We start from the raw sequence: 24702 nt of genomic DNA on the forward strand, positions 1-24702 counted from the left end.
GTTCCGGCGCCCTGCTGACGCCTTCCTGACGCCCTTCTGACGAGAGCCTCCCCGCGAGGCCCTCATCCGCACCACGCCGATATGCGCACATTTCACGGGGGAGCTCCACCTTGTCCATGATGCTGCCGAACGCTCTTGAGTGGGTCCTCGAGATGCTCGGCTTCAACTGGCCCACCGCCGACGAGGACAAGCTGATCGAGTGCGCCAATGTCTGGCGTACGTTCGCCTCGGAGGTCGAGGGCCACCAGGCCACCGGCACGACCGCCGCGTCGAACGTGCTCAGCCAGAACGCCGGCGACTCCATCGAGGGCTTCAGCAAGGCATGGGACAAGTTCGGCGGCAGCTCGGGCTACTTCAACGACGCCCGTGAAGCGGCCGAGGTCATCGCCTTCACCTTCGAGGCCGCCGCCGCCCTCGTCATCGGCATGAAGATCGCCGTCATCGTCCAATTGGCGATATTGGCGGCCGAAATCATCGCCGCGCAAGCCGCGGCACCCTTCACGCTGGGCCTATCAGAAATCGGCGGCGCGGCGGCGACCCTGGCCACCCGCGAGATGGTCCGCAAGATCCTCAAGGAGGTCGCGAAGCAGCTGCTCGACGCGATCCTGGAGGCCGCCAAGGAGCCGGTGATCTCCGCCCTGGAGGCCATGGTCTCGGACATCATCGCCCAGACCGTCAACCAGAACTTCGGCGCGCAGAACGGCTACAACCTCGGCCGGACCCTCAAGGAGGGCCAGAGCGCCGCCACCGACGCGATCAAGAACACCGGCGAGTCCCTCGGCGAGAGCCTCCGCGACGGCGCCGGCCACCGAGCCGGCCACCGAGCCCGCGGCGGCCTCGACTCCGCCGCCGGCCACGGCAACAGCCACGGCAGCGACGGCGACCACGGCAGCAGCGACAGCGGCAGTGATAGCGGCAGCCACTCCAACGATTCCGGGAGCGGCTCGGGGTCGGGTTCCGGGTCCGGCTCGGGGTCGGGTTCCGGGTCGGGCTCGGGCTCGGGCTCCGGCAGCGGCTCGTCGTCGGGCAGCGGCTCCGGGTCGGGATCCGGCTCCGGGTCGGGATCCGGCGGGTCGCACGACGGCGGCTCCAGCGAGGGGGGTGCCGGCAGCAGCTCCAGCGGCGCGGGTTCCGGCAGCCACTCCTCCTCCAACGACTCGGGCAACGGCGGCTCGGACGGCAACCGCCCCAGCGATGGCGGCGGCAGCCACACCCCCCGCCCGTCGGACACCACCCCGACCTCCGACAACAACTCCGGCAATTCCGGTAACTCCAGCAATTCCGGTGATGCTGGTCATTCCGGTGACGCGGGCAACTCCCCTCACTCCGGCAACTCCCAGCCCTCCGACGGCTCCGGCTCCTCCCCGAACGGCTCGCAGCCCAGGCACGACGTCCCCCCGGCCCAGCCGCTGCCGCCCCCGGACCAGCGCTCCCCCTTCGACGAGGGCTACGCCGGCGGCAACGACAGCAGCTCCCAGGGCTCGTCCCCCTCGCACACCCCCGACGGCGGCCCGGACACCTCCCGCCCGAACACGGACGGCGTCAGCACCCAGCCGACGCACGACAACACCCCGGACGCGGCCCGCCCGGACTCGTCCCGCCCGAACACCGACGGCGTCAGCACCCAGCCCACGCACGACAACACCCCGGACGCAGCTCGCCCCGACACGGACGGCGTCAGCACTCACCCCACCCGGGACACCACGCCCGACTTCGCGCGCCCGGACACCGACGGCATCACCACCCAACCCGCGCACGACACCACCCCGGACGCGGCCCGCCCCGACCCCGACGGCATCAGCACCCAGCCCGCGCACGACACCACCCCGGACGCGGCCCGCCCCGACCCCGACGGCATCAGCACCCAGCCCGCCCGGGACACCACGCCCGACGCACTCCGCCCGGACAGCGACCACGTCGGCACCCAGCCCACCCCCGCGGCACCCTCCCCGGCCACCGACGCGGTAGCCGGCAACCCGCCCTCGTACGGCGACAACTCCCCCGGCTCCCACGACGGTTCCGGTACCAACGGCGACAACTCCAGCAGCGGCGCCGGCGGCCGCCCCTCCGTACCGCACCTCAGCACCCCGCAGGGCGCCCCGGTCCAGCACGCGCCGTCGAGCCAGCCCATCCAGCAGCGCGACCCGGCCCCCGGTGACCCCATGCCGACCGTGGACGGCAGCGACGACACCACCGTCACCACCCAGTCCGCAGGCACCGCCACCCTCCCCCCGCCCACCCAGCACACCGCCGACCCCACCAACTCGGCCCCCAGCAGCCCCACCACCCCCCAGGCCCCGTCCAACTCCCCCCAGGCCAACGGCCCGATGATGATGGGCGGAGTCCCCCATCAGGGCGGTGCCCCGACGGCCGGCACCGCACCCCGCGCCACCAGCACCCCGCCCAGCGCCACCCCGCCCCGCACCAGCACTCCGTCCACCAACCCCACCAGCCCCTCCCCCACCGGCGGAAACGCTTCCGCACGCCCCACCAACCGTCGCCCCGACGGTTCCCAGGCGGTCCAGGACCACACCCAGCGGCCCGCCCCGGACCGCCCCGCCTACAACCCCCGCCTCGACGGCCCCCGCCGCGACCAGACGCCACCCCCGCACGACAGCCGTCTGGACGGGCCCCGCCAGGACGCCCCCTCCACGCCGCCGGGCACCAACCGCCGCCCCGACGGCTCCCAGATCGTCCAGGACCACACCCAACAGCCCAGCCCCGAGCGCCCCCCGCACAACCCCCGCCTGGACGGCCCCCGCCGCGACGACCCCACCCGCCCCGAAACCCCGGGCGCCCCCACCCCCCGCAACGACACCCCCCGCCCGGACTCAGCACGCCCGGACGCCACCCGCCCCGACGCCACACGCCCGGACGCGTCACGCCCAGAGACGTCACGTCCCGACGCATCGCGTCCCGACGCGTCACGCCCGCAGGACGGACAGCAGCAGCCTGCCCCCAACCGCTCGGACCGCCCCCGGACCGATGCCCCCGCGCAGGCTCCGACCACCCCCGGCGCCCAGACTCCCGCTGCCCCCACCCCCAACGTCCCCCATCAGCAGCCGCAGCAGCAGCCGAACCCCCAGCAGCAGCCCCAGCCCCAGGCCCAGCAGCCAAACCAGCAACAGCAGCAGCCGCAGCAACAAACCCCGCAAAACCAGCCTCAGCCCCAGCCCCAGAACCAGCAGCAGCCGCAGACCCAGCAGCCGCAGCAACCCCACCCACAGCAACAGCAACAGCCGTTCGTCCACCAACAGCCGGTCCCGGCACCCCACCAGCAACAGTCCCCCCACCACCAGAACCAGGCCCAGCCCACCCCTCACCAGCAGCAGCCCACCCAGCAACAACACCAGCCGCCGATCCCCCAGCCCGCGAACCTCCGCAGCCACACCGATGTGCGGGTCGGCCTCAACCACCAGCCCAGCGGCCTGTACTCGCCGTTCCCCCACGACCAGCAGGCTCTGGAGTCGAACTTCCCGCGGAACCCGGACGGGACCCCGCGCGCGTTCAACGACCCCTTCCAGCCCTGGGCCCAGCTCCAGAACGACGGCGGCCCCAGCGTTCTCGGCCGCTCCAACAACTGCGCCGACTGCACCCGCTCCTTCATGGAGTCCTGGTACGGCAACCCGCAGGTGTCCGCGGTCCGCACGTACGACCCGGACGGCAAGGGCGGCATCGACCGCGCTTCAGGTGAGCGTGAGGGCACCCGCAACATCGAGGAGTACACGGGCGCGAAGTTCCGCAATTCGGGCCCGAACTCCAAGGACGGCTACGACCGAATAGCCGACGAGCTCCGCCAGGCCGGCCCCGGCGCGGCCGCGGCCGTCCTCGTGACCTGGCCGAAGAACCCCGACGGCTCCGGCGGTGGCGCCCACGTCTTCAACGCCGTCAACCACAACGGCAAGGTCGTCTGGGTCGACAGCCAGACCGGCGAGGTCAGCCACCAGCCCATCAACACCGCCGCCGACGGCGTCTGGCACCTCGTCCTGGACGCCAACCGCCAGCCCTTCGACCCCGCCACCCACCAAAACCAAACCCCCCAGACCCAGCAGCCACACCAGCAACAGCAGCAAACCCCCCAGCCCCAACAGCAGCCGCAGCCGCAGAACCAACAGCCCCAGCCCAACCCCCAGCAGCAAGCACAGCCGCAGCAACAGCCGCAGCACCCCCAGCCTCAGCAGCAACAGCCGCAGCAGCCGCAGCCCAATCCCCAGCAGCAGGCACAGCCGCAGCCGCAGCCGCAGCCGCAGCAACACCCGAACCCGCAGCAACAGCAGCCGCAGCACCCCCAGCCTCAGCCCCACCAGCAGCAGCAGCCGAACCCGTACGCCCAGCCCCACCAGCAGCAACAGCAACCTGGCCCGTACAACCAGCCCCACCAGCAGCAGCCGAGCCCGCAGGCTCAGCAGCCCAACCCGTACGCGCAACAGCAGCCGCACCAGCAGCAGCCCGGCCCGTACCAGCAGCACCCGTACGCCCAGCAACAGCCACAGCAGCAGCCGGGCCCCTACAACCAACAGCCGCAGCCCCACCAGCAGCAGCAGCCGAACCCGTACACCCAGCAGCCGCAGCCCCAGCAGCAGCCGAACCCGTACGCCCAGCCTCAGCCGCACCAGCAGCAGCCCGGGCCGTACCAGCAGCAGAGCCCCTACGCTCAGCAGCCGGCCCCGCAGCAACAGCCTGGGCCGTACCAGCAGCACCCGCAGCCGAACCCGTACGCCCAGCCCCACCAGCAGCAGCAGCAACCGAACCCGTACGCGCAGCAGCCCCACCAGCAGCCGTACGCCCAGCAGCAGCCGCATCAGCAACAGCCGGGCCCCTACAACCAGCAGCCCAACCCGTACCAGCCGCAGCCGTACGCGCAGCAGCAGCCCAACCCGTACCAGCAGCAGGCACCGCACTACCCCCAGCCCCAGAACTTCCAGAACCCGCAGCACCCGGCAGGCGCCCCCAGCACCGCCGGTACTTCGCCCACGCCGGATTCCGACCGACCCAACGACGCCCAGCGGCCCCAGGACGCAGAACGTCCCGAGACCGCCGGCCACTCCCCCACCCCGGAGGAGAACTCCCAGGACCGGGACCACGCGCCTGCCGACCAGTCCCACGATTCCCACAAGCCTGACCAGGCCGACCACTCCGAGACGCCTCACCACCCCGAGCAGGGCGACCCCAGCGACCAGGGCGACCACGACCGCTCCCACGACGATCCACCCGCCGCCTCCGACACCCGTAACCGCGAGCGCCCCGGCGGACTGGACGGCCCCACCGACGAGCACCAGCAGCACGTCGAGGACGCCATCCCCAAGGACGACAACGGCGACCCGCAACGCCACCCCGACCCCCACAACAGCAACTGGGTCGGCACCATCAACCACCCCGGCCCCGACGCCCCCGGCCGCAACAACAACTGCGTCGACGCCGCCCTCGCCACCGCCGACACCTACGCCGGCAACCCCACCGCCGCCGCCCACCGCACCCCCGACACCCACCCCGACGGCACCCCCTCCGACCGCGGCGAAACCAACGGCCGCAACCGCATCGAAAACACCCTCGGCGCCCCCTTCCACGACTACGGAAACGGCCCCGACGCCTTCCACCGCCTCGAAAACGACCTCCGCAACAACGGCCACGGCTCCCAAGCCGTCATCGTCACCCAGGACAACAACGGCCGCGCCCACGCCTGGAACGTCGTCAACCACCACGGCAACATCACCTACGTCGACGCCCAAACCGGCAAAACCAGCAACAAACCCCTCCACAACGGCAGCAACGGCGTCCACGCCATCCCCCTCAACGCCGACCGCCGCCCCACCACCCCCACGCCCACGCCCACCCCGAACGACCACCGCCCCGGCGACACGCGCCCCAAGCCTCCGCGCCGTCCCGCCGCCGAACCCGCCGGCGGCGGCAAAAAACACCAACACCCCGACGACATGGACGTCGACGGGGACGACGGTCACGACACCAAAAAGCCCAAGCTGGACCCGGACACGATGGACGTCGACGAGACGTCTTCGACGTCGCAGTACAGCCATCCTCATGACCGTGGCGACAGTGACACCTCGGCGCAGGAGACGGGTGAGAAATCGGTCTTCGCGCGCGAGGGCGAGAAGTCGAAGGAATACGGGCTGGAGCCGGACGCGCTGCAGCAGGCACTGCGGGCGCAACAGGCCGTACACAGGGTTCGCCTGGACAACGTCCATGACCACCTCAACCAGTGGGCAGACGACGGAAGTCTGGCGCACGCGCTGCGCACGGCCGCAGGCGATGCCCATCCGTCTGAGCAGGACGCAGGAAGTGATCCCCTCAGGTTCAACAAAAAGGACCTGATCAAGTATTTGCCGGGCTTCGACAAGATGGAGCACGGCGAACAAGTCGCCGTGATTTCTACGATGGCGCGTCTGAGCCTCGCCTTCCATGAACAGCACGGCGTCGGCAACAACCCCCGGCCCATCGAAAAGCCGTACCTCGGAGAAGGCAAGCCGGCACCGGCTCCAGGCACACGGGACAGTGCCGCCAAAAATGCCGACGGGTCACTGGGCGTGAAGGGGCACAAGGCTTCCGGGGACAAGTACCTGTCGGATATTCCAGAAGCTGACGAAGCTCAGACGAACGACATCTGGAAGCACGGCCCTGACTTCACAGACCGAAACTACGCCGTTCTGGAAGTCAAGGGTCCTGACGGGGAAACCACATTCATCGTCGACTCGTCGGTCCCGACAGGCGAGAAGTATGTCTCGGGTCGCCACTCGGAAAAGCACCTGATCGAATGGCTCAAGCGGAGCAACGAGGGCCTACCCGCCGGGCAGTCGTACACGGCGCAGAGCCTGTACACAGAACGCGAGCCTTGCGGTCAGGGCCAGGGGCACGCCAAGTGCTCCAACGAGCTCAAAAAGCACCTCAAGGGCATTCCGATCTACTACAGCACGACATACCGGACCGACCCCGAAGGCGTTGCCGCCCGAAAGGCGCTCGACGCCCAGAAGCGTGCCGTAATCAAGGCCATTCCCTCCCTCTCCGACGCAGAAGTGAGAGCCGAAGTCACCCGACGAGTCACCGAACGATACGGCGAGAACTCGGGCCGAACGGCGAATCACTTGAAGGAACTTGCCGATGCAGACGCCGCCGGCGCCCGAGAAAAGCTCAAGAAGGTCATTGACAGCGACTACAAGAAGCTGAAGGAAGAAGAGCGAACCGAAAAGGAACATGCGATCGTACGCGAAATGGAAAGGCATGTTGACGCGCTGGAAGAGACCTGGCACAAGGTCTACCCGCAGCTAGTCAGCTGACCTGCGCAGTGCCTCTTGAGTCCGGTTCAAGGTTTACTTCTCGGTACCGGACTCAAGAGGCCGGCTCGGTGCCCTGGCACCGGGTCAGATGCGCAGCGCGCCCTTGAACCTTTCGTGTGGTACCCCACGGTGCGTCACGGCAAGCCAACCGTGGTCCACCTTCTCGGCGATACCGACCGTGGTGGGAGGAATCGAGATCCAAGAGGCCACGTTTTCCGGGTCAGTGACGCCCTCGGCGTAATCAGCGTGCTCGTCAGGATCATAGAGAGGGTCGTCCTCGTCCACCATCAGCGAGCGCTCGAAATCCATGGGCTCGCCGACCCATTCAGGATCTCCATACGTTCGATACCCTCGGCGATCCGATCCGTTCTGGGCAACCCACCACACGTTGGCGCCGTCAAAGTCATCTACCAGGTAGAAGTGGGCCTCTCCACATCGTGCACTCAGCTTCTCTACGGCGTTTGCCCAATGGTCGTTGATGAAGTCATCACCATAAATGAGACGCCAACCATCGAAACTAGGGGTGATGAACACGCGGTAGGCATGCTCCGCATTCCCATCAGCGCCCTGGAACTCAATGGAGTTCTCAAACTCCACAGCAGCACAAATTCCCATGGTGACGGTCGCGGGACGGGCATCGTGGAGGCCCAAGGCTGCGACGATGTCTTGGAGTTGGGCGTTGTGCACAGCGAGCCAGCGCCCCGTTGGCAGGTCGTCAGGTTGTTCGTCGATGAGTTTGATGCGCACCAGTCTGTCCACGGCCTTGAGGTCGCGTTCGGTCAGACCCTCCCCACCAGTCAGGCTGGCCAGGGCCTCCAGCGCGGGGCGCCGCAGTCGGCCTGGGCCCTCCTGTCGAATCCTCTGAAGGACAGGGACAGCCTCAGATCCGATCGTTTCAAGGCAGTTCTGTGCCCGAATGCGACCAGGCCCCGCCGGATCCCTCAACAGGGGCAACAGGTCATGCACCGCACGAGCGCCGAGCGCGCACAATGCCTGTTCGGCCGCGTCCCTTTCGTCAGGATCATCTGCGCAGAGCTGCTGGGTAAGCCTCTGGATGTCATCGTTCATAGCGGGAACCCTAACCAACGCCTCGGCACGTCGACTACCAGCCGATTTCGCTGCCTAACAGCGCGCTCCGCAGAGTCTCAAAGGCCGTACATCCTCGGCGCCGGCAGAAATTGGTCACTGGACTTCACACAACGGGCCCAGGAAGTTCCCCGCTCGAGGTCATCCGCCAAGAGTGAATCGGAGCCTTGGCACCGTCGGGTGCCCTTCGCCGGACAGCAGGCGTCTCGAGTTGGTTGGCGGGTAGCCGGGCTGCTGGATGCCCATCTTCCTGGGACAGTGGGCGCGCCATGACGCATCACGAAGACGCCACCGGAACCTCCTCGCTTCCCGCAGCCGTCGACCTGATCGGCGCCTGGTGGCGGGAGCAGCGCCCCGGCGGCCGCCCGACTTTTCTGGTCGACCCGTCCGGTGCGGGCGGTACGTCGGTTCTGCGGGAGGTCCATCGACGCGTCGCGGGGAGTGTGCTCGTCGACGCCCAGGGGCTCACCGCGGAGGAGGTACAGGAAAGGGTCCTGCTCGCTCTCGGAGTTGATCTGGCGCCGGGCAGCCGGAGCCGCTGGCGGAGTTCCCTGCGGCAGATCACCGAAGCGCGCCTGGTACTCATTGCCAACGCGCACAGAGCGGGCCGGACCCGGCACTCGTTTGAACCCGACCGTTTGATTTCCAGAGTGCTGGCCGGGTTGGCCATGACCGGTAGAAATGTGGCAGTGCTGGCCCACACCACTCCGCGTGACCTCCCTCATCGGTCTCCCCTTGTCCTGCGGCTCCCTGAGAACGTGGTGTCAGAGCGGCTGGAATCCCCTGAGTTGCGGGCCCTGGCGCTGGCCGAGCCGCGCGAAGTACCGATCCGTGTCTGGGCCGAGTTGGCGCGTGCGCTGACCGGTGAACCGGTTTCCGGAGCGGCGCTCGCCCAGCTGGTGATTGAGCGCCCGGATGTCATCCAGGCAGGCCGGAACGGCGTGTTCTTCCTTGATGAGGGTGTGGCGGAGAGACTGCGGATGAAGACGGCCCCCGAGGAGGTCGCGCGGATCAATCGGCACCTCTGCGATTGGCTGCGGCGCGTCTCACACGAATTCCGGCACCCTGAGGGATGGGCTGCGCACGGTCCCGAAGGCCGGTACGCGGCAACGGGACTGGCCGCCCACGCAGTACAGGCGAATGCGCTGAAAGAGCTGCTCCGCCACGGCGAGTTGCTCGCCAGCATTCCCCCAATTGCCCTTATGGACGCCGCATGCTGCGCCTTCGGCGGAAGGGTCCCGGGAAATTCCGCCGCCGCTGACGGGATCCACCTGTGGTCCTACGGAATGGTCCCGTCCCGTCAGTCCGATTGGGCGGCCCTGATGCACCTCATGGCAACCGCCCGGAAGGACACGGCATTCGCCGTCGGAGTTGCCGGATCCGGGGTCCAGCTCCCGTGGACGACGAAGTGGACGCGCTGGCGGCCGCCCGGCGGATATCACGTGAGCTACACGAAGGCGATGCCGCTGACCGCACTGGCGGAAGTGCGCTGGCAGGACCGAGCGGCCGTTGCCGGTCTCTGTGAGCGCAAGCAGCCGGACGCCGCGATCTGGGATGCCGAGACCGGTGCGTTGCTCGCCGGCCCCTGGCAGGGAGACGGCATTCCTGAAGGGCATCGGGGCGCCCTCTCATGGCCGCTCCCGGCCGGCGCCGAATCGTCGAACGACGCCGAGGGACGTCCTGGCCCGCTGACCTTCCAGGATCTGCACAACGGCGTCCCCGCAGGTCGCGGACCGCACCCCAGCTTGTTGGAGAGCCCGCCGCTGCGGGTCGGTGATCTGGTGGTACTCGGCGGCTCGGGCGGGCTCTTCGCGATCGAGCCGGGGCAGGGACAAGAGTTCTCCGGATTCGGGTCCGACAATGGCCTGCCCCTGTCCGGCCCCTACGCCATGGTGGGGCCCACTGCGCCGCTGGACGCCCCTCCGCCCGGGCCGAAGGACCTCATCGAGCTGTACGGAGACGAGGAGATCTTCGCACTGGAGGAAGAAGAGATTCCCGAGGGCCTCACGGACGAAGCGGCCCGCCGCACCCTGCTCGAATTCGGCCTGCCCGACTTGCGGGAGGGCGGGATGGGCCTCTATCCGTACGGGGATCACCGTTTCGAGGTCATGGAAGAGGTCTTCTGGCCCGACGACGTCCCGCCCGCGGACGAGACCGGACCGTTCTTCCAGATCGGCTTCTGGATGGGTGGCGAACTCGTCGTCGACGGCCCCACCGGGCACGTCCTCCGCATCCCGACCGAGCCTGATGAGGATCACCTCGCAGCCCTCCCCGCCGCGTGCAGCGTCGAGGGCTTCCTCACCATGGTCGGCCTCTGGGTCACCGGTCTGCGCACCAGGCAGACCGTCCACAACGACCTCGAAGCCGTCCTGCTGCCCCAGTACGTGGCGATCGCACAATCAACCGTCGACAGCACGGGAGCCGAGGCGCCCGCCTGGTCCTACGTCTTCCACAACGAGTGAGGGAGCGAGTGAACGCAGCGGACCCGCCGGCGCCGCCGGTAAGTGCCGAGGATGCGTTGGCCATCGTCCGTAGTCGCTGTGCCGCGCCCAAGCTGCCGGACGGGACTCCGGCGCCCCTGAAGGTCCATGAGTTCGACATCGGTTATCTGGTGTACCCCGTGTTCCCCCGCCCCGACGCAGCTTCCGGCCGGTCGCGGCTCGGGCCGCTCGGTGGATCGAAGGTCGTGGTGGCCAAGGACAGCGGGGAAACGATGTGGGTCCCCAACCTGCCCACCGCCTCGGCCGTCGCGCTCTACCGCAGTCGGCGAGGGTTGACCTCGTAACGGGTCCGTGTGATGTCGTCCCGGGGTCATGGGACGTCGCCATGGGGTCGTGCGACGTCGTCACGGGACATGTGACGTCGTCACGGGTCGACTCCCGTTGTCAGTGGTCCGGGTCAGAATGGGTTCATGACGACTGACAGTGGCCACGCCCACCGCGAGGGCCACGACCTGGAGGCCATTCTCGCCGATGAGGACCAGGTCGCGGCCTGTGCGCGGGCGAATATGGCGGCGTTGGTGGCCGAGCTCGTGGCGCGTGGGTGTGACGAGCCCTGGGCCGGGATCGATGACGGGGAGGCCGATGACGAGTGGCCCGACTGCCTCCAGTTCTCCTTCGAGTGTCCGCCGGGTTATGAGGGGGACATCGTGATGCCCGGGGTGCCACTTGAGGTCGTGAAGGGTGGGGAGAGCGGCGGCAGCTGGGAGGTGGTGCACAACGGGGTGCCGTATGCCTGGAGTGACCTTGTGGACGAGCTCTCCGCGTTCGATGCGGCTCGGCGCACGATCTGGGCCAACCGGGACCGGCTGGTGGCCGAACTCGTAGGGCGGGGGCTTCCGTTGGGGGACGAGGATGTCGACAGCGATCCGGATGCGAGCGGTGACTCGTGTGTGACGTACCACCTCGCACTGGAGGGGAGGAAGGTCAGGGTGTCGATACCCGATGTTGCGGTGGGGCCGGGGCTTTCTCAGGAGATGTATGTGGAGGGGTACCCGTATGCCTGGGAGGAGGCGGTGGAGGCGGCCGTGGGGGCGCTGACGGGTATCACACCAGGCAGGTAGCACGGGCGGCGGCGGCCGTTCGGTCATCCAGCCGGTTCGCGGAGAAGCAATGAGAAGCAATGCGCGTGTCACGGTCGTGCGGCAGAGTGGACGGTCGGGCCGTGCGGTGATCGACGATCAGCGGCGGGCCAGGCAGGGCAGACGCAGGTGACGAGACAGGGGGCAGCGCATCATGGCGGGGATCGAGCGGCGGAGAGTGCTGGCGGCCGGGAGCGGGGTCGCGCTGACGGCGGCGCTGGCGAGTGCGTGCGGGTCCAACACCGGGCGTGGGGGCGGTGGTTCCGGGCCGGGGATCAGTCAGTGGTACCACCAGTACGGGGAGCCGGGCACCGAGCGGGCCGTGAAGCGGTATGCGGCGGCGTACGAGAAGGCTCACGTCAGTGTGCAGTGGCGGCCGGGGGATTACGACCGGCAGACGGCGGCCGCGCTGCTCACGGACTCGGGGCCCGATGTGTTCGAGGTCAACGGGCCGCTGCTGGACCAGATCCAGGGCGGGCAGGTCGTCGATCTGACGGCCGAGGTCGAGCCGGTGAAGGACGACTTCAACCAGGCGGTGCTGGCGCCGAAGATCTGGCAGGGAAAGGTCTGGGGCATTCCGCAGGTCATCGACATGCAGATGCTCTATTACCGGAAGAGCGCGTTGAAGGCTGCGGGGGTGGAACCTCCGGCATCGGTCGATGAGTTGGTGGACGCGGCCGGGAAGCTCACGACGAAGAAGTCCAAGGGGCTTTTTCTGGGGAATGACGGCGGGGTGGGGGTGCTGAGTGGGACGCCGCTCTTCGCCGCCGGATTGAGTCTGATCGGTGAGGACGGGAAGGTCGGTTTCGACGATCCGGCGGCGGCGCGGGTGCTGGGGAAGATCCGGCAGTTGTATGCCGATAAGTCGCTTCTTCTGGGGGCGCCCACGGACTGGTCGGATCCGTCCGCCTTCATTCAGGGGCTGACCGCGATGCAGTGGTCGGGTTTGTGGGCACTGCCGCAGATCAAGAAGGCGTTGGGGGACGACTTCGGGGTGTTGCCCTTTCCGAAGGACGGCTCCGGCGGGAAGCCGGCCGTTCCGGTGGGTGCTTATGGGTCCGCGGTCAGTGCGCGCAGCAAGAAGAAGGCGGAGGCGAAGGCGTTCGCCAAGTGGCTGTGGGTGGAGCGGACGGATTTCCAGCAGGATTTCGCGTTGTCGTACGGATTCCACATCCCGGCGCGGATCTCGCTGGCGAAGAAGGCCAAGCAGCTGCAGGAGGGGGCGGCCGCGGACGCGGTGCGGTTCGCGACGGAGCACGGGTATGCGGAGCCGCTGTTGTGGACGTCGGCGGACCGTACGGCCTATCAGGACGCGTTGAGCCGGATCATCAAGGACGGCGCCCACCCGGAGAGTGAGCTGAAGGGCGTGGTGCGGAAGGTCATCGCCGAGCTGCAGCGGGCCAAGAAGAAGTGAGGGGCCAGGCGGTGGGCGCAGGCCGCATCCTCGGCCCGCAGCGGCGGAATCTGTGGTTCTGGGTGTTCGTCGGGCCGTTCGCCGTCGGGCTCGGGTTGTTCACGTATGTGCCGTTGGCGTGGAGCGTTTATCTCAGCTTCTTCGATGCGCACAACACGGTGAGTCCGAGCGGTTCGGATTTCGTCGGGCTGGGCAATTACGGCGCGATGCTGGGGGACGATGCGTTCCTGGGCAGCCTGGGGACGTTCCTGGTGTTCACCGCGTTCATCGTGCCGGCGACGTATGCGCTGTCGCTGGGGCTGGCGCTGATGGTCAACCGGCTGCGGATCGCCCAGGCATTCTTCCGGTCGGTGTTCTTCCTGCCGACGGCGTGCTCGTACGTCGTCGCGGCGGTGATCTGGAAGCTGTCGATTTTCAACGGGGTGCGGTTCGGGCTCGCGAACACCGTGCTCGGATGGCTCGGCGGCGAGGACATCGCCTGGTTGTCGACCACGGATCCACCCTGGTATTGGCTGGTCATCGTGACCGTACGGCTGTGGCTGCAGGCCGGGTTCTACATGATTCTGTTCCTGGCCGGGCTGCAGCGGATTTCCCCGCAGTTGTACGAGGCGGCGGCGGTGGACGGGGCGCGGCCCGGCTGGCAGACCTTCCGGCACATCACCTTTCCGCAATTGCGGGCCACGTCCGTGGCCGTGGTGCTGCTGTTGGTGATCAATGCGTTCCAGGCGTTCGACGAGTTCTACAACTTGCTGAGCGATGCCCGTGGTTATCCGCCGTACGCCCGGCCGCCGCTCGTCTATCTCTATTACACGGCGCTGGGCCAGGACCAGAATCTCGGGCTGGGCAGTGCCGGCGCGGTGATCCTGGCGCTGATCATCGCGGTGGCGACGGTGCTGCAGGCCCGCTGGTTCGGCCTGGGGCGCAAGGGGGAGGACTGAGCGGGATGCGGAACCCCACAAGAGATCCGCTGACGCGGGACGCCCTGACGAAGGCCGGGCGGGCGCTGCGGGTGGTGCTGCTGGTGGCGCTGGCGCTGCTGTTCCTGGTCCCGTTCTACCTGCTGGTACGGAACGGCCTGGCGAGCGAGCAGGACATCACCTCGCCCGGGTGGACGTTCTTCCCGCACGACCTGCGGTGGTCGAACCTGACCGAGGTCTTCCGCGACCCGAGCCTTCCGCTGGGGCGGGCCCTGCTCAACTCCACGCTGATCGCGGTGTCGACGACGGTCGGTACGGTCGTCCTGGCCTCGCTCGCGGGCTACGGGCTGGCGCGGATTCCGTACCGGCACGCCAATGCCGTCTTCTACGCGATCCTCGGGACGCTGATGGTGCCGGCGGCCGTGACCTTCGTGCCGAGCTTCGTGCTGGTGTCGACGCTGGGGTGGATCTCGACCCTGCGCGGACTGATCATCCCGACGCTGTTCAGCGCCTTCGCCTGCTTCATCTTCCGCCAGTACTTCCTGGGCTTCCCCCGGGAGCTGGAGGATGCGGCGCGGGTCGACGGGCTCGGGTACTGGCGGACGTACTGGCGCATCGTCGTCCCCAATTCCCGTCCGGTGTTCGCCGCGGTCGGCACGATCGTCTTCATCGGCGCCTGGAACGCGTTCCTGTGGCCGCTGGTGATCGGCCAGGACCAGGAGGCCTGGACGGTGCAGGTGGCGCTGTCCACGTTCACCACGGCGCAGAACCTCAACCTGCACGAGCTGTTCGTGGCGGCGGCGGTGTCGATCGTGCCGCTGGTGGCCGTCTTCCTGCTGCTCCAGCGGTACATCGTCGCGGGGGTGGAGCGCAGCGGGATCGATGACTGAGGACGGCATGGAGCGCCTGAGGACGGCATGGGTCGCCGGCGTACGGGGTACGGTGCGTGGCATGAGCACGCACCCGAAGCCCCGTGAGGTGGCGCCGCGCGACTGCGGCCCCCACGGTGGGTGCGCGCCCCGCGGCCTGAGTTTCCTGCGCCGCCGCGGTCGGGTGGGCTCTCCCCCGGCCTGTTGTCTCCGTACGGCCTGAGTCACTTCCGTACGGTCTGGCTCACTTCCCCTGTCGGGCTCTCGCCCGCTTCTCCGCCTGCGGCCGGCACCTTCCCTCCCTCCGGTCTCGCCGTCTCCCCTTCCCCAAGGAGGCCCCATGACGCCCCTCGCCCCCTCCCCCGTTACCCCTCTCCCTCCCCTTCGCCGCCACCGCATCCCCGCCGACGGCCTCTACGAAGGCGCGCGGATTCTGCGTCGTACGCCTGACGGATGGACCGACCGGCCCTACGAGCGCTTCGAGGTCGTACCGCAGGGGGCCGTCCTCGGGGCCGAGATCCGTGGGCTGGACCTGTCCCGCCCGCTGACCGCACCGCTGCGGGCGGAGCTGAACCGGGCACTGCTGGAGTGGAAGGTGCTGTTCTTCCGCGGGCAACACCTGACTTCCGAGTCACTACGCGAATTCGCCGCGAATTGGGGGGAGTTGGAGACCAATCCGCTCCTGGCGCAGGGGGATACGAAGGAGGTGGTGCGGTTCGACAAGACGGCCGGCGCGGTTCCTACGTTCGAGAACGTATGGCACGCGGACGTCACGTTCCGGGAACGCCCGGCGCTCGGCGCGGTGTTGCAGCTTCGTGAGGTGCCGGCCTCCGGAGGAGACACCCTGTGGGCCGATATGGCCGCGGCGTACGACAATTTGCCGTCGGAAATCAGGGCACGTATCGACGGGGCGCGGGCGGTACACGACTATCTCCCGGGCTTCGCGCGCTTCTACTCTCCGGCCCAACTGGCGCCATTCCAGGAGGAGTTCCCGCCCGTCGAGCATCCGGTGGTGCGCCGCCACCCGGAGACCGGGCGGCGCACGCTGTTCGTCAACGCCTCCTTCACCACCCGGATCGCGGGCTGGGCGGAGGCGGAGAGCGATCGGATGCTGCGGCTGCTGTTCCAGCAGGCGCACGTGCCGGAGTTCCAGGTGCGGTGGCGCTGGCAGGCGGGCGACGTCGCCTTCTGGGACAACCGCGCCACCCAGCACTATGCCGTGAACGACTACGGGACCGGGCGCCGGGTCGCCGAACGGGTCGCCGTCGCGGGGGACCGCCCGTCCTGATGGCGTAGCCCGCGCCCGTACGGTGCAGGAGGGTGCCGGTCTCCGTCCGGCGTACCCGGTCCGCTCGGTGCGTCGACCGCGCGTCCGGGGCCCCGGCCGCACCGTCACCACCCCTGCCCCGGCCCCGGCCTCACGCCAGCCGCTCGTACGCCGCCTCCTCCGCCGGCCGGGCGCCGCGCAGCAGGGCCGCGCCCAGCGGGGTGAGGGTGTGCAGCACCGCGTTGCCCTGCCGGAGCGTGGTCAGCAGACCGGCGTCGCGCAGGACGGTGGCGTGCTGGCTGGCGGAGGCCAGCGAGACGTCGGCCCGGCGGGCGAGTTCGCTGGTGGTGCAGCCGACGCCGACGCCGTGCAGTATCGCCGAGCGGGTCTTGCCGACGAGTCGGCCGAGACATCGCTCGGGCGGTACGTGCGGGGTGAGCCTCGGCGTGGGGTGCTCCACCGGGTAGACCAGGACGGGCGTCAGGTCCGGGTTGTGGAAGGTCACCGGGGTGCGGCGGCAGAAGTACGAGGGCAGCAGGAGCAGGCCGCGGCCGTTGAGATGGAGATCGCGGTCCATGGGATAGTCGGCCTCCAGGACCGGCGGGCGCCAGCGCATCATCGGCGGCAGCGAGGCGAGCAGCCGGTCCGCGCCGCCGTCGAGCAGCGCCCGGCCCCGGGTGGCCCGGTCGGCCTCTATGCGGCCCTGGATGCGCGGCCAGTACGGAGCGACGGCCGCCTCGTAGTAGCCCTGCAGGATGGTGGCGAGGCGGCCGAGCGCGCGGGTCTCGCCGTCGGCCATCGCCCGGATCCACGACGGGAGCGGACGGGCGGCGGCGGAGAGCCGGGACAGCTCGGTGTGCAGCCGCTCGGCCGGTGTCTCGCGCAGCGCGGCGAGCGCGTCGGACAGCCCGAGGAGCCCTTCGGCGGGCGTCAGGAAATCGGGGAAATAGCCGCGCGTGGGCACCAGCGGCGCCAGCAGACGCGCTTCGCCATTCAACTTTCCCCGTGTTTCCGATCGCCATTTGCCGAACGCCGAATCGTCCCGTCGGTCACGCAGCCGGTGAAAGCTCAAGACGGTCTCCCACAGCGCGTCCGGGCGTGCCGCAATGCGCACACGGGCCAGATCGAGTCCACTGAAATGGACGCGTAACACCGAACCCCCACCCTTGGTTTCTTCCGTCGGCCCCCGGCACGCCTGAGTATGCACGCCAACACGCGCGGTCACCATGCCCTTTTGGCCAGACTTGAAAGTCCTCGCGCCGCCCGGGGGGCGGCAGGAATGCTTGTACTCAATTCGACGGCGGCACGAACGGCTCGGATTGCTCGATCCCGTGGGGGGTGATGGGCAAAGAACCGTCCGTTCGGCAGCCCCGTCGAAGGCCGCCTTCCCGCGCCGACCGGGGTGGCGGCAGCTCCCGAGGGGGGAGTCCGGAGAAAGCGAGGGCGGCACCTCCGCACAGGTGCCGCCCTCGTCCGGTTGCCCGTCGGGACCGCACCAGGGCGGTCCGGGTGCCTCACCGGCTCATCCCCGGGTCCGCAGCAGCCCCTCCCACGCCTCCGTGTCCCCGGCGTCCACCGCCGTACCGTAGAGCTCCGCCGCGCGTCGCACGTCACCCTTTTCCTCCGTGAGTTGGGCGAGCGCACCCCAGGCATCGACGTCTCCCAGGGCGGTCGCCGTGAGATAGGCCCGTTCGGCGCCCTCATGGTCGCCGCCCTGCTCGCGTACCCGGCCCAGGGCGGTCCACGCCCCGGTCGCGCCGGCCTCCCTCGCCTTGGCCACCGCCGCCTCCGAACCCGTCCGGTCGCCGGCCCGCTCACGGATGCGGGAGAGCGCGGCCCAGGCTTCCGGATCCGCGGTCTCGGCGGCGGCGTTCGCGGCCCGTTCGGCGCCCGGCCGGTCGCCCGCCGCCTCCCTGAGCCGCGCGAGCATCGTGCAGGCGTCGGTGTCCCCCGCGGCGGCGGCCGCTTCGGCCGCCAGGTCCGCCCCCTCCGGATCGCCCGCCTCCGCCCGCAGCCGGGCGAGCGCCACCCATGCCTCCGCGTCGCCCTGCCAGGCGGCCTTGCGGGCGGCGCGCTCGGCGCCCGCGCGGTCACCGTTCTCCTCGCAGAGCCGGGCCAGTTGGGCCTGCGCGGTGACCGACCCGGCGGCGACCGCCCTCCCCCAGGCGTGCGCCGCCCCCTCGGTGTCGCCCCGCTCCCGGCGGAGCCGGGCCAGTACGCACCAGCCCTCGGCGTCCCGGCGCTCGCCGGCCTGCGCGGCCGCCCGCTCCGCCCCCGCCTCGTCCCCGCCGGCCCAGCGCAGCCGCACCAGATGGACGTGGGCCGTGGTGACCCCGGCGGCGCCGGCCTCGCCGTAGGCCGTCTCCGCCGCGGCGCCGTCACCCGCCCGTTCGGCCAGCCGGGCCTGCCCCAGCAGCCCCCAGGCATCTCCCGCGCGGGCCGCCCGGGCATACGCCGCACCGGCGCCCGCGGTGTCCCCGGCGTGGTCCCGCAGCCGAGCGAGCGTCAGCCACGCCCGGGTGCAGCCCGCCTCCGCCGCCCGGGCAGCGGTCTCGTCGGCGCCCTCCCGGCACCCGGCCGCTTCCCGGAGCCGGGCCAGGGCCGACCATGCCTGCCGCTCCCCCGCGCCGGCCGCCCGCGCGTAGGCGTGGCAGGCACCGTCCCCGTCCCCGCTGTTCTCGCGTACGGCCCCCAGCACGGCCCAGGCACGCGCGCTGTCCGCCGCGGCCGCCTCCGCACCCGCCCGGTCACCGGTCTCCTCCAGGAGCTGCGCGAGCGCCGGCCGCGCCACATCGCCGCCCCGTTCCACGGCGCACCGGTACAGCCGTACGGCATGGTCGTGGCGGCGACGGTCCTGCGCCGCCTGCCCCATCGCGTACAGGTCGTCGACGGTGCGCGCATGCGCCGCCGCGGCCTCCCACAGCTGCTCGGGCGGGGCGAGGTGCGCGCGCCGCAGCCGGACGCTCTGGTCCAGGTAGTCGGCGGGGTGATAGCCGTCCGCCGCCCCGAGGCCCGGCGCGACCCGGTCCGGCACCAGGGCGGACAGCGAGCCGGTCTCCTGGGCGCACAGGCTGCGCAGGGCGGTGGCGAACCAGCCGCTGTCGTGCGTGACCCGGGCGGTCGTCGGCAGGTAGCCGGCCACGGCCTCGGCGAGCAGTTCGCCCGGCAGTGCGCTGCCGTGCCCGAGGCGGCGGGCGTCGACGGCGGCCGTGACGACCGCGTGCTCGATCTCCGAGAAGGCGTTGCCGGGCCCGGTCGCGTACCGCCGGACCAGCTCCGGACCGCCGGTCAGTTGCTGGATGACCCGGGCCCGTGCGCCGTCGCCGGACCACTGCGCGGCCGCGACCGCCGCCCGCATCCGCGGGTCCCGGACGGCGATCTTCCGGGCCTGCCCGAGGCCGTCCCCCAGGCCGTCCGGGACATGGATCTCGGCCCGGTACGTCTCCAGGAGGGCGCGCGCATGGGCGTACCGGTCGGCCGTCTCCAGCGCGCGCGAGGCCACCTTGCGGGCGTACTCCGGCCACATCGTGCCGATCACCGCCACCGGCGTGACCCGGGCGAGGAGTTCCGCGAGGGCCCGGGCCGCCTCCTCCCCGGCGGGCTCGGTCAGATGACGCTGTGCCTCGCCCAGCCAGACGACGGTGCGCGCGTCGACGGAGTCCGTCGCCACCCACTCGACGAGCTCGTGCGCACCCCGCGGCACCAGCACCGGCCAGGTGGGGAGTTCGCTCCGGACGGCCTCGAAAGCGGCCCGCGACTTGCCGGTCGACGACTGTCCGACCAGGAGGGCGAAGACGGACTGCCGGCCCTCGGCCGCGTGCCGCAGCCGGTCGCGGAGCAGCTCGTCGTGTTTGCGCGCGATGTACGGGGTGAGGTCGTCGACGCCGCTGCCGTCGACGGCGACCGCACGGTGCACCCCGAGCGCGAAGGCGCCCCAGTCCTCGGCCGTGCGCGGGGGCGGGCCCGGGTTCTCCTGGGCCGCGATCCACAGCTGTTTGGTCCGTACGACCACATGCTCCGGGTCCTCGGCCCCGCCCGACCGCGCCAGCACCGCGGCGACCGACTCCGCGTCGTGCAGACCGGGCAGTTTCGCACCGCCCAGGATCCGGTTGACGGTGTCCTTCAAGGGCGAGCCGGGCAGGCCGTCGTCCTGGCCGATCGCGTCCACGATCGCCTCCAGGGAAGGGGTCCCGGCGGCGAGGTAGAGGCGGTACAGGAAGCGCTTGAACTCCCGCAGTGCGCCCGGCGGCAGCCGCGGCGGGGCCAGCGGCCGTGGCCGGCGCCCCGGAGCGCGGTTCTCGTCGCTTCCCATCGCTGTTCCCCCGCTCCCCACCGCATCCCGTCGCCACCCGTCGGCGGCCTCCCGCCCGCCGCCATCCTGATCCCGACGACGACAGCGCGTCCAGCAGGCGACGCCGCACGCTCACTTCGGAGGCAGAGTTGAACCCCTTCGCCACCCTCATCACGCGAGGCACGGCCAACACCTTGTACCGGGCCCTGACCGCGGCCCTCCTCGTCCTTCCCCTCCTGCTGGTCACGCTGGCCAGCGTGCCGGCGCTCGTGGTGCTGCCGTTCCTGCCGGACGGCAGCCGCCGGGCCGACCGGATCATCCGCCAACTGATCGTCTGGACACGGTCGTTGGCCGCGCGGGGCAGGGCATAGGCGGCGTACGCTGAGCCCGGGAACGCGCGCCGAGCGGGAGGAAACGGGGGATACATGGACCCGATCGTGGACCGGTGTGGGCGGAGCATCACCCACGAGCACCTCTCCGATGTCATGACCGTGGTCACGATCGTCGGCGAGATCGACGTCTATACGGCCCCGTTGCTGCGGGAGGCCCTCGTGGAGCTCATCAACCACGGGCACTTCCAACTGCTCCTCGACATGAGCGAGGTGGACTTCCTCGACAGCACGGGAACCGGTGTGCTGGTCGGCGCCCTGAAGCGGACCCGGGCCCACGGCGGCCTGATCGGCGTCGTCAACCCCCCGCCCCGCATCCTGAAGGCCCTCCGGATTTCCGGGCTGACCAAGGTGATCCCGCTGTTCAGCTCCGTCGCCAAGGGGGAGGAACTCCTGCCGCGGTTGATCGCCGCGCTCGAGCGGCGACGCGGTGACGCCACCCCCGCCCAGCAGATCGCCTGAGCGGACCGAGGGTTCCCGGCAGCACGACCGAGGGCGGCACCTCCGCACAGGTGCCGCCCTCGTGGGGTTCCGGAGCCGACGGCCGGGCTGGTGAGGGTTTTTGAGGTGACCCGCCGCCGGTTCCGGTGGTTCTCGTACGGCACCGCGGACGCGCCCACGCCCGCGGTGCCTTCCTGGGTCAGCGGCTGTCGCTGCCCTTCGACTCGGCCGCCGCCCGGCCCGCCTCCAGTCGTGCGACCGGGATGCGGAACGGCGAGCAGGAGACGTAGTCCAGGCCCACCTCGTGGAAGAAGTGGACGGACTCCGGGTCGCCGCCGTGCTCACCGCAGACGCCGAGCTTGAGGTCCGGGCGGGTGGCCCGGCCGGCCGCGGCGGCGTTGCGGACCAGCGAGCCCACACCGTCCTTGTCGATGGTCTCGAACGGGCTGACGCCGAAGATGCCCTTCTCCAGGTACGCGGTGAAGAAGCTGGCCTCGACGTCGTCCCGGGAGAAGCCCCAGACGGTCTGCGTCAGGTCGTTGGTGCCGAAGGAGAAGAAGTCCGCCGACTCCGCGATCTGGCCGGCCGTGAGGGCGGCGCGGGGCAGCTCGATCATCGTGCCGAGGGTGAGCTTGAGCTCGACGCCGTGGGTCTTCTCGACCTCGGCGATGACCTGCTCGGCCTCCTCGCGGACGATCTCCAGCTCCTGGACGGTGCCGACGAGCGGGATCATGATCTCCGCACGCGGGTCGCCCTTGGCGTTCTTGCGCTCGGCGGCCGCCTCGGCGATCGCCCGCACCTGCATCGCGAACAGACCGGGGATGACCAGGCCGAGGCGCACACCGCGCAGACCCAGCATCGGGTTCTGCTCATGCAGCTTGTGCACGGCCTGGAGGAGCCGCAGGTCGTTCTCGTGCTTCTCGTGGCGGGCCTCGGCCAGCGCGACCCGCACCGACAGGTCGGTGATGTCGGGCAGGAACTCGTGCAGCGGCGGGTCCAGCAGCCGCACCGTCACCGGCAGTCCGTCCATCGACTCGAACAGCTCGATGAAGTCGGCCTTCTGGAGCGGCAGCAGCTCTTCGAGCGCGGCGTCCTTGTCGGCGTCGGTGTCGGCCAGGATCAGGCGCTCGACCATCTCGCGGCGCTCACCGAGAAACATGTGCTCGGTGCGGCACAGGCCGATGCCCTGGGCGCCGAACCGGCGGGCGCGGGCGGCGTCCTCGGCGTTGTCGGCGTTGGCGCGGACCCGCAGCCGGCGGACCCGGTCCGCGTACGCCATGATCCGGTGGACGGCCTTGACCAGCTCGTCGGCGTCCTCGGCGCCGGCGTGCATCCGGCCCTCGAAGTACTCCACGACCGGGGACGGCACGACCGGCACCTCGCCGGCGTAGACCTTGCCGGTGGAGCCGTCGATGGAGACGACGTCGCCCTCCTCGATGACGGTCCCGTCCTGGGTCGTCATCCTGCGGGCCTTGGTGTCGACCTCCAGCTCCTCGGCGCCGCAGACACAGGTCTTGCCCATGCCGCGGGCGACGACGGCGGCGTGCGAGGTCTTGCCGCCGCGGGAGGTGAGGATGCCCTCGGCGGCGATCATGCCGTTGAGGTCGTCGGGGTTGGTCTCGCGGCGGATCAGGATGACCTTCTCGCCGGAGCGCGACCACTTGACGGCGGTGTACGAGTCGAAGACGGCCTTGCCGACCGCCGCGCCCGGGGAGGCGGCGATGCCGCGGCCGATCGTCTCGGCCTTCGCGCCGAGGTCGAAGCGGGGGAACATCAGCTGCGCCAGCTGCGCGCCGTTGACCCGCTGCAGCGCCTCGGCCTCATCGATCAGGCCCTGGTCGACGAGCTGGGTGGCGATCCGGAAGGCGGCACCGGCGGTGCGCTTGCCGACCCGGGTCTGCAGCATCCACAGCTTGCCGCGCTCGATGGTGAACTCGATGTCGCACAGGTCCTTGTAGTGCGTTTCGAGCGTCTCCATGATCTGCATCAGCTGGTCGTACGACGCCTTGTCGATCTGCTCCAGGTCCGCGAGCGGGACCGTGTTGCGGATACCGGCGACGACGTCCTCACCCTGCGCGTTCTGCAGGTAGTCGCCGTAGACGCCCTGCTGGCCGGAGGCGGGGTCGCGGGTGAAGGCGACGCCGGTGCCGGAGTCCGGGCCGAGGTTGCCGAAGACCATGGAGCAGACGTTGACGGCCGTGCCGAGGTCGCCGGGGATGCGCTCCTGGCGGCGGTAGAGCTTGGCGCGGTCGGTGTTCCACGAGTCGAAGACGGCCCTTATGGCGAGGTCCATCTGCTCGCGCGGGTCCTGCGGGAAGTCCCGGCCGGTCTCCTTGGCGACGACGTCCTTGAAGTGCGCGACCAGGCTCTTGAGGTCCGTGGCGTCCAGTTCGACGTCGACGCGGACGCCCTTGGCCCGCTTGGCCTCCTCCAGCGCCTCTTCGAAGAGCTCACCGTCCACGCCCAGCACGGTCTTGCCGAACATCTGGATCAGGCGGCGGTAGGAGTCCCAGGCGAACCGCTCGTCACCGGCCTGCGCGGCGAGGCCGGAAACCGACGCATCGGAGAGGCCGATGTTGAGGACGGTGTCCATCATGCCGGGCATGGAGAACTTCGCCCCGGAACGCACCGATACGAGCAGCGGGTCGTCGGCCTGGCCGAGCTTCTTCCCCATCTTCTGCTCAAGGGCATCGAGGTGCTGGGAGACCTCGGCACGGAGTGCCGCCGGCTCGGTGCCGCTCTCCAGGTAGACCTTGCAGGCCTCGGTGGTGATCGTGAACCCCGGAGGGACGGGAAGTCCCAGGTTGGTCATCTCGGCGAGGTTCGCGCCCTTGCCACCGAGGAGGTCCTTGAGGTCTTTGTTGCCCTCGGTGAAGTCGTAGACGAACTTCGCGGACGAAGGCTGGGTTACGTGGGGATCTTGTGTTTCCGGCACGGCACTGACTCCTCGCCGACGGGCTGCCCTGACGGCGAGGAACATACCCAGATCGAAGGCGTATGGGTACGTCCACTTGGTCGACATACCTGCGTAACCGGCCGTCAGCCAGCAGATCGAAAGTGATCACCCGCCCAGCAGGTAGTTCATTACCTGAATGCACTACTGCGGAGCGTGATCATAACCAGGGAATGTGATACGTAGCGCGACGAATGAATACATCA

General features: G+C 70.0%; 13 protein-coding genes and 1 pseudogene. 10 read left to right on the top strand and 4 right to left on the bottom strand.

Translation table 11 applies throughout. The features are described from left to right. The first annotated feature begins 116 nt into the window (after nt 1–116). A complete protein-coding gene (locus tag ACZ7MX_RS21580) occupies nt 117–7289 on the top strand; it encodes a toxin glutamine deamidase domain-containing protein (protein WP_472134554.1) in 7173 nt (2390 codons plus the stop codon). Between the two features lie 84 nt (nt 7290–7373). Here the strand turns inward: ACZ7MX_RS21580 and ACZ7MX_RS21585 are convergent, their stop codons facing one another. After that, the gene (locus tag ACZ7MX_RS21585) at nt 7374–8357 is read right to left on the bottom strand and encodes a HEAT repeat domain-containing protein (protein WP_472134357.1); all 984 of its coding nucleotides are present in this window, start codon (nt 8355–8357) and stop codon (nt 7374–7376) included. Between the two features lie 287 nt (nt 8358–8644). Here ACZ7MX_RS21585 and ACZ7MX_RS21590 point away from each other — a divergent pair, with 287 nt between their 5' ends. The 7 genes from ACZ7MX_RS21590 to ACZ7MX_RS21620 all read left to right on the top strand — a co-directional run bounded on the left by ACZ7MX_RS21590 (nt 8645) and on the right by ACZ7MX_RS21620 (nt 16443). Beyond that, complete coding sequence (locus ACZ7MX_RS21590) at nt 8645–10837, top strand: SUKH-4 family immunity protein (RefSeq protein WP_472134359.1); 2193 nt, start codon at nt 8645–8647, stop codon at nt 10835–10837. An 8-nt stretch (nt 10838–10845) separates the two neighbouring features. Further along, a complete protein-coding gene (locus ACZ7MX_RS21595) occupies nt 10846–11160 on the top strand; it encodes a hypothetical protein (protein ID WP_472134361.1) in 315 nt (104 codons plus the stop codon). 126 nt (nt 11161–11286) lie between these two features. Beyond that, nucleotides 11287–11937, top strand: a complete 651-nt coding sequence (locus ACZ7MX_RS21600; protein WP_472134363.1) for a hypothetical protein — start codon at nt 11287–11289, stop codon at nt 11935–11937. A 172-nt stretch (nt 11938–12109) separates the two neighbouring features. Next, nucleotides 12110–13369: an ABC transporter substrate-binding protein gene (locus tag ACZ7MX_RS21605; protein WP_472134365.1), complete on the top strand. Its 1260-nt coding sequence runs from the start codon at nt 12110–12112 to the stop codon at nt 13367–13369. 11 nt (nt 13370–13380) lie between these two features. Beyond that, nucleotides 13381–14307, top strand: a complete 927-nt coding sequence (locus tag ACZ7MX_RS21610; RefSeq protein WP_472134367.1) for a carbohydrate ABC transporter permease — start codon at nt 13381–13383, stop codon at nt 14305–14307. A gap of 5 nt (nt 14308–14312) precedes the next feature. After that, nucleotides 14313–15176: a carbohydrate ABC transporter permease gene (locus ACZ7MX_RS21615; RefSeq protein ID WP_472134369.1), complete on the top strand. Its 864-nt coding sequence runs from the start codon at nt 14313–14315 to the stop codon at nt 15174–15176. A gap of 319 nt (nt 15177–15495) precedes the next feature. Then, nucleotides 15496–16443 (top strand): TauD/TfdA dioxygenase family protein, encoded by a 948-nt coding sequence (locus ACZ7MX_RS21620; RefSeq protein WP_472134371.1) that lies wholly within the window; start codon nt 15496–15498, stop codon nt 16441–16443. Between the two features lie 130 nt (nt 16444–16573). Here ACZ7MX_RS21620 and ACZ7MX_RS21625 read toward each other — a convergent pair whose 3' ends face one another. Continuing rightward, nucleotides 16574–17419 (bottom strand): ArsR/SmtB family transcription factor, encoded by an 846-nt coding sequence (locus ACZ7MX_RS21625; protein WP_472134373.1) that lies wholly within the window; start codon nt 17417–17419, stop codon nt 16574–16576. Nucleotides 17420–17944: 525 nt separating this feature from the next. Next, nucleotides 17945–20734, bottom strand: a complete 2790-nt coding sequence (locus ACZ7MX_RS21630; RefSeq protein WP_472134375.1) for a hypothetical protein — start codon at nt 20732–20734, stop codon at nt 17945–17947. Nucleotides 20735–20862: 128 nt separating this feature from the next. On the opposite strand from ACZ7MX_RS21630, the gene ACZ7MX_RS21635 reads away from it, so the two are divergent. Beyond that, nucleotides 20863–21084 (top strand): hypothetical protein, encoded by a 222-nt coding sequence (locus ACZ7MX_RS21635; RefSeq protein WP_472134377.1) that lies wholly within the window; start codon nt 20863–20865, stop codon nt 21082–21084. Nucleotides 21085–21198: 114 nt separating this feature from the next. Further along, nucleotides 21199–21477: pseudogene (locus tag ACZ7MX_RS21640) on the top strand (STAS domain-containing protein); the annotation flags it as partial. A gap of 265 nt (nt 21478–21742) precedes the next feature. Here the strand turns inward: ACZ7MX_RS21640 and ppdK are convergent. Continuing rightward, the gene (ppdK, locus tag ACZ7MX_RS21645) at nt 21743–24523 is read right to left on the bottom strand and encodes a pyruvate, phosphate dikinase (RefSeq protein WP_472134379.1); all 2781 of its coding nucleotides are present in this window, start codon (nt 24521–24523) and stop codon (nt 21743–21745) included. Between the last annotated feature and the right edge of the window lie 179 nt (nt 24524–24702).

Source organism: Streptomyces sp. NPDC107765, assembly GCF_055657085.1.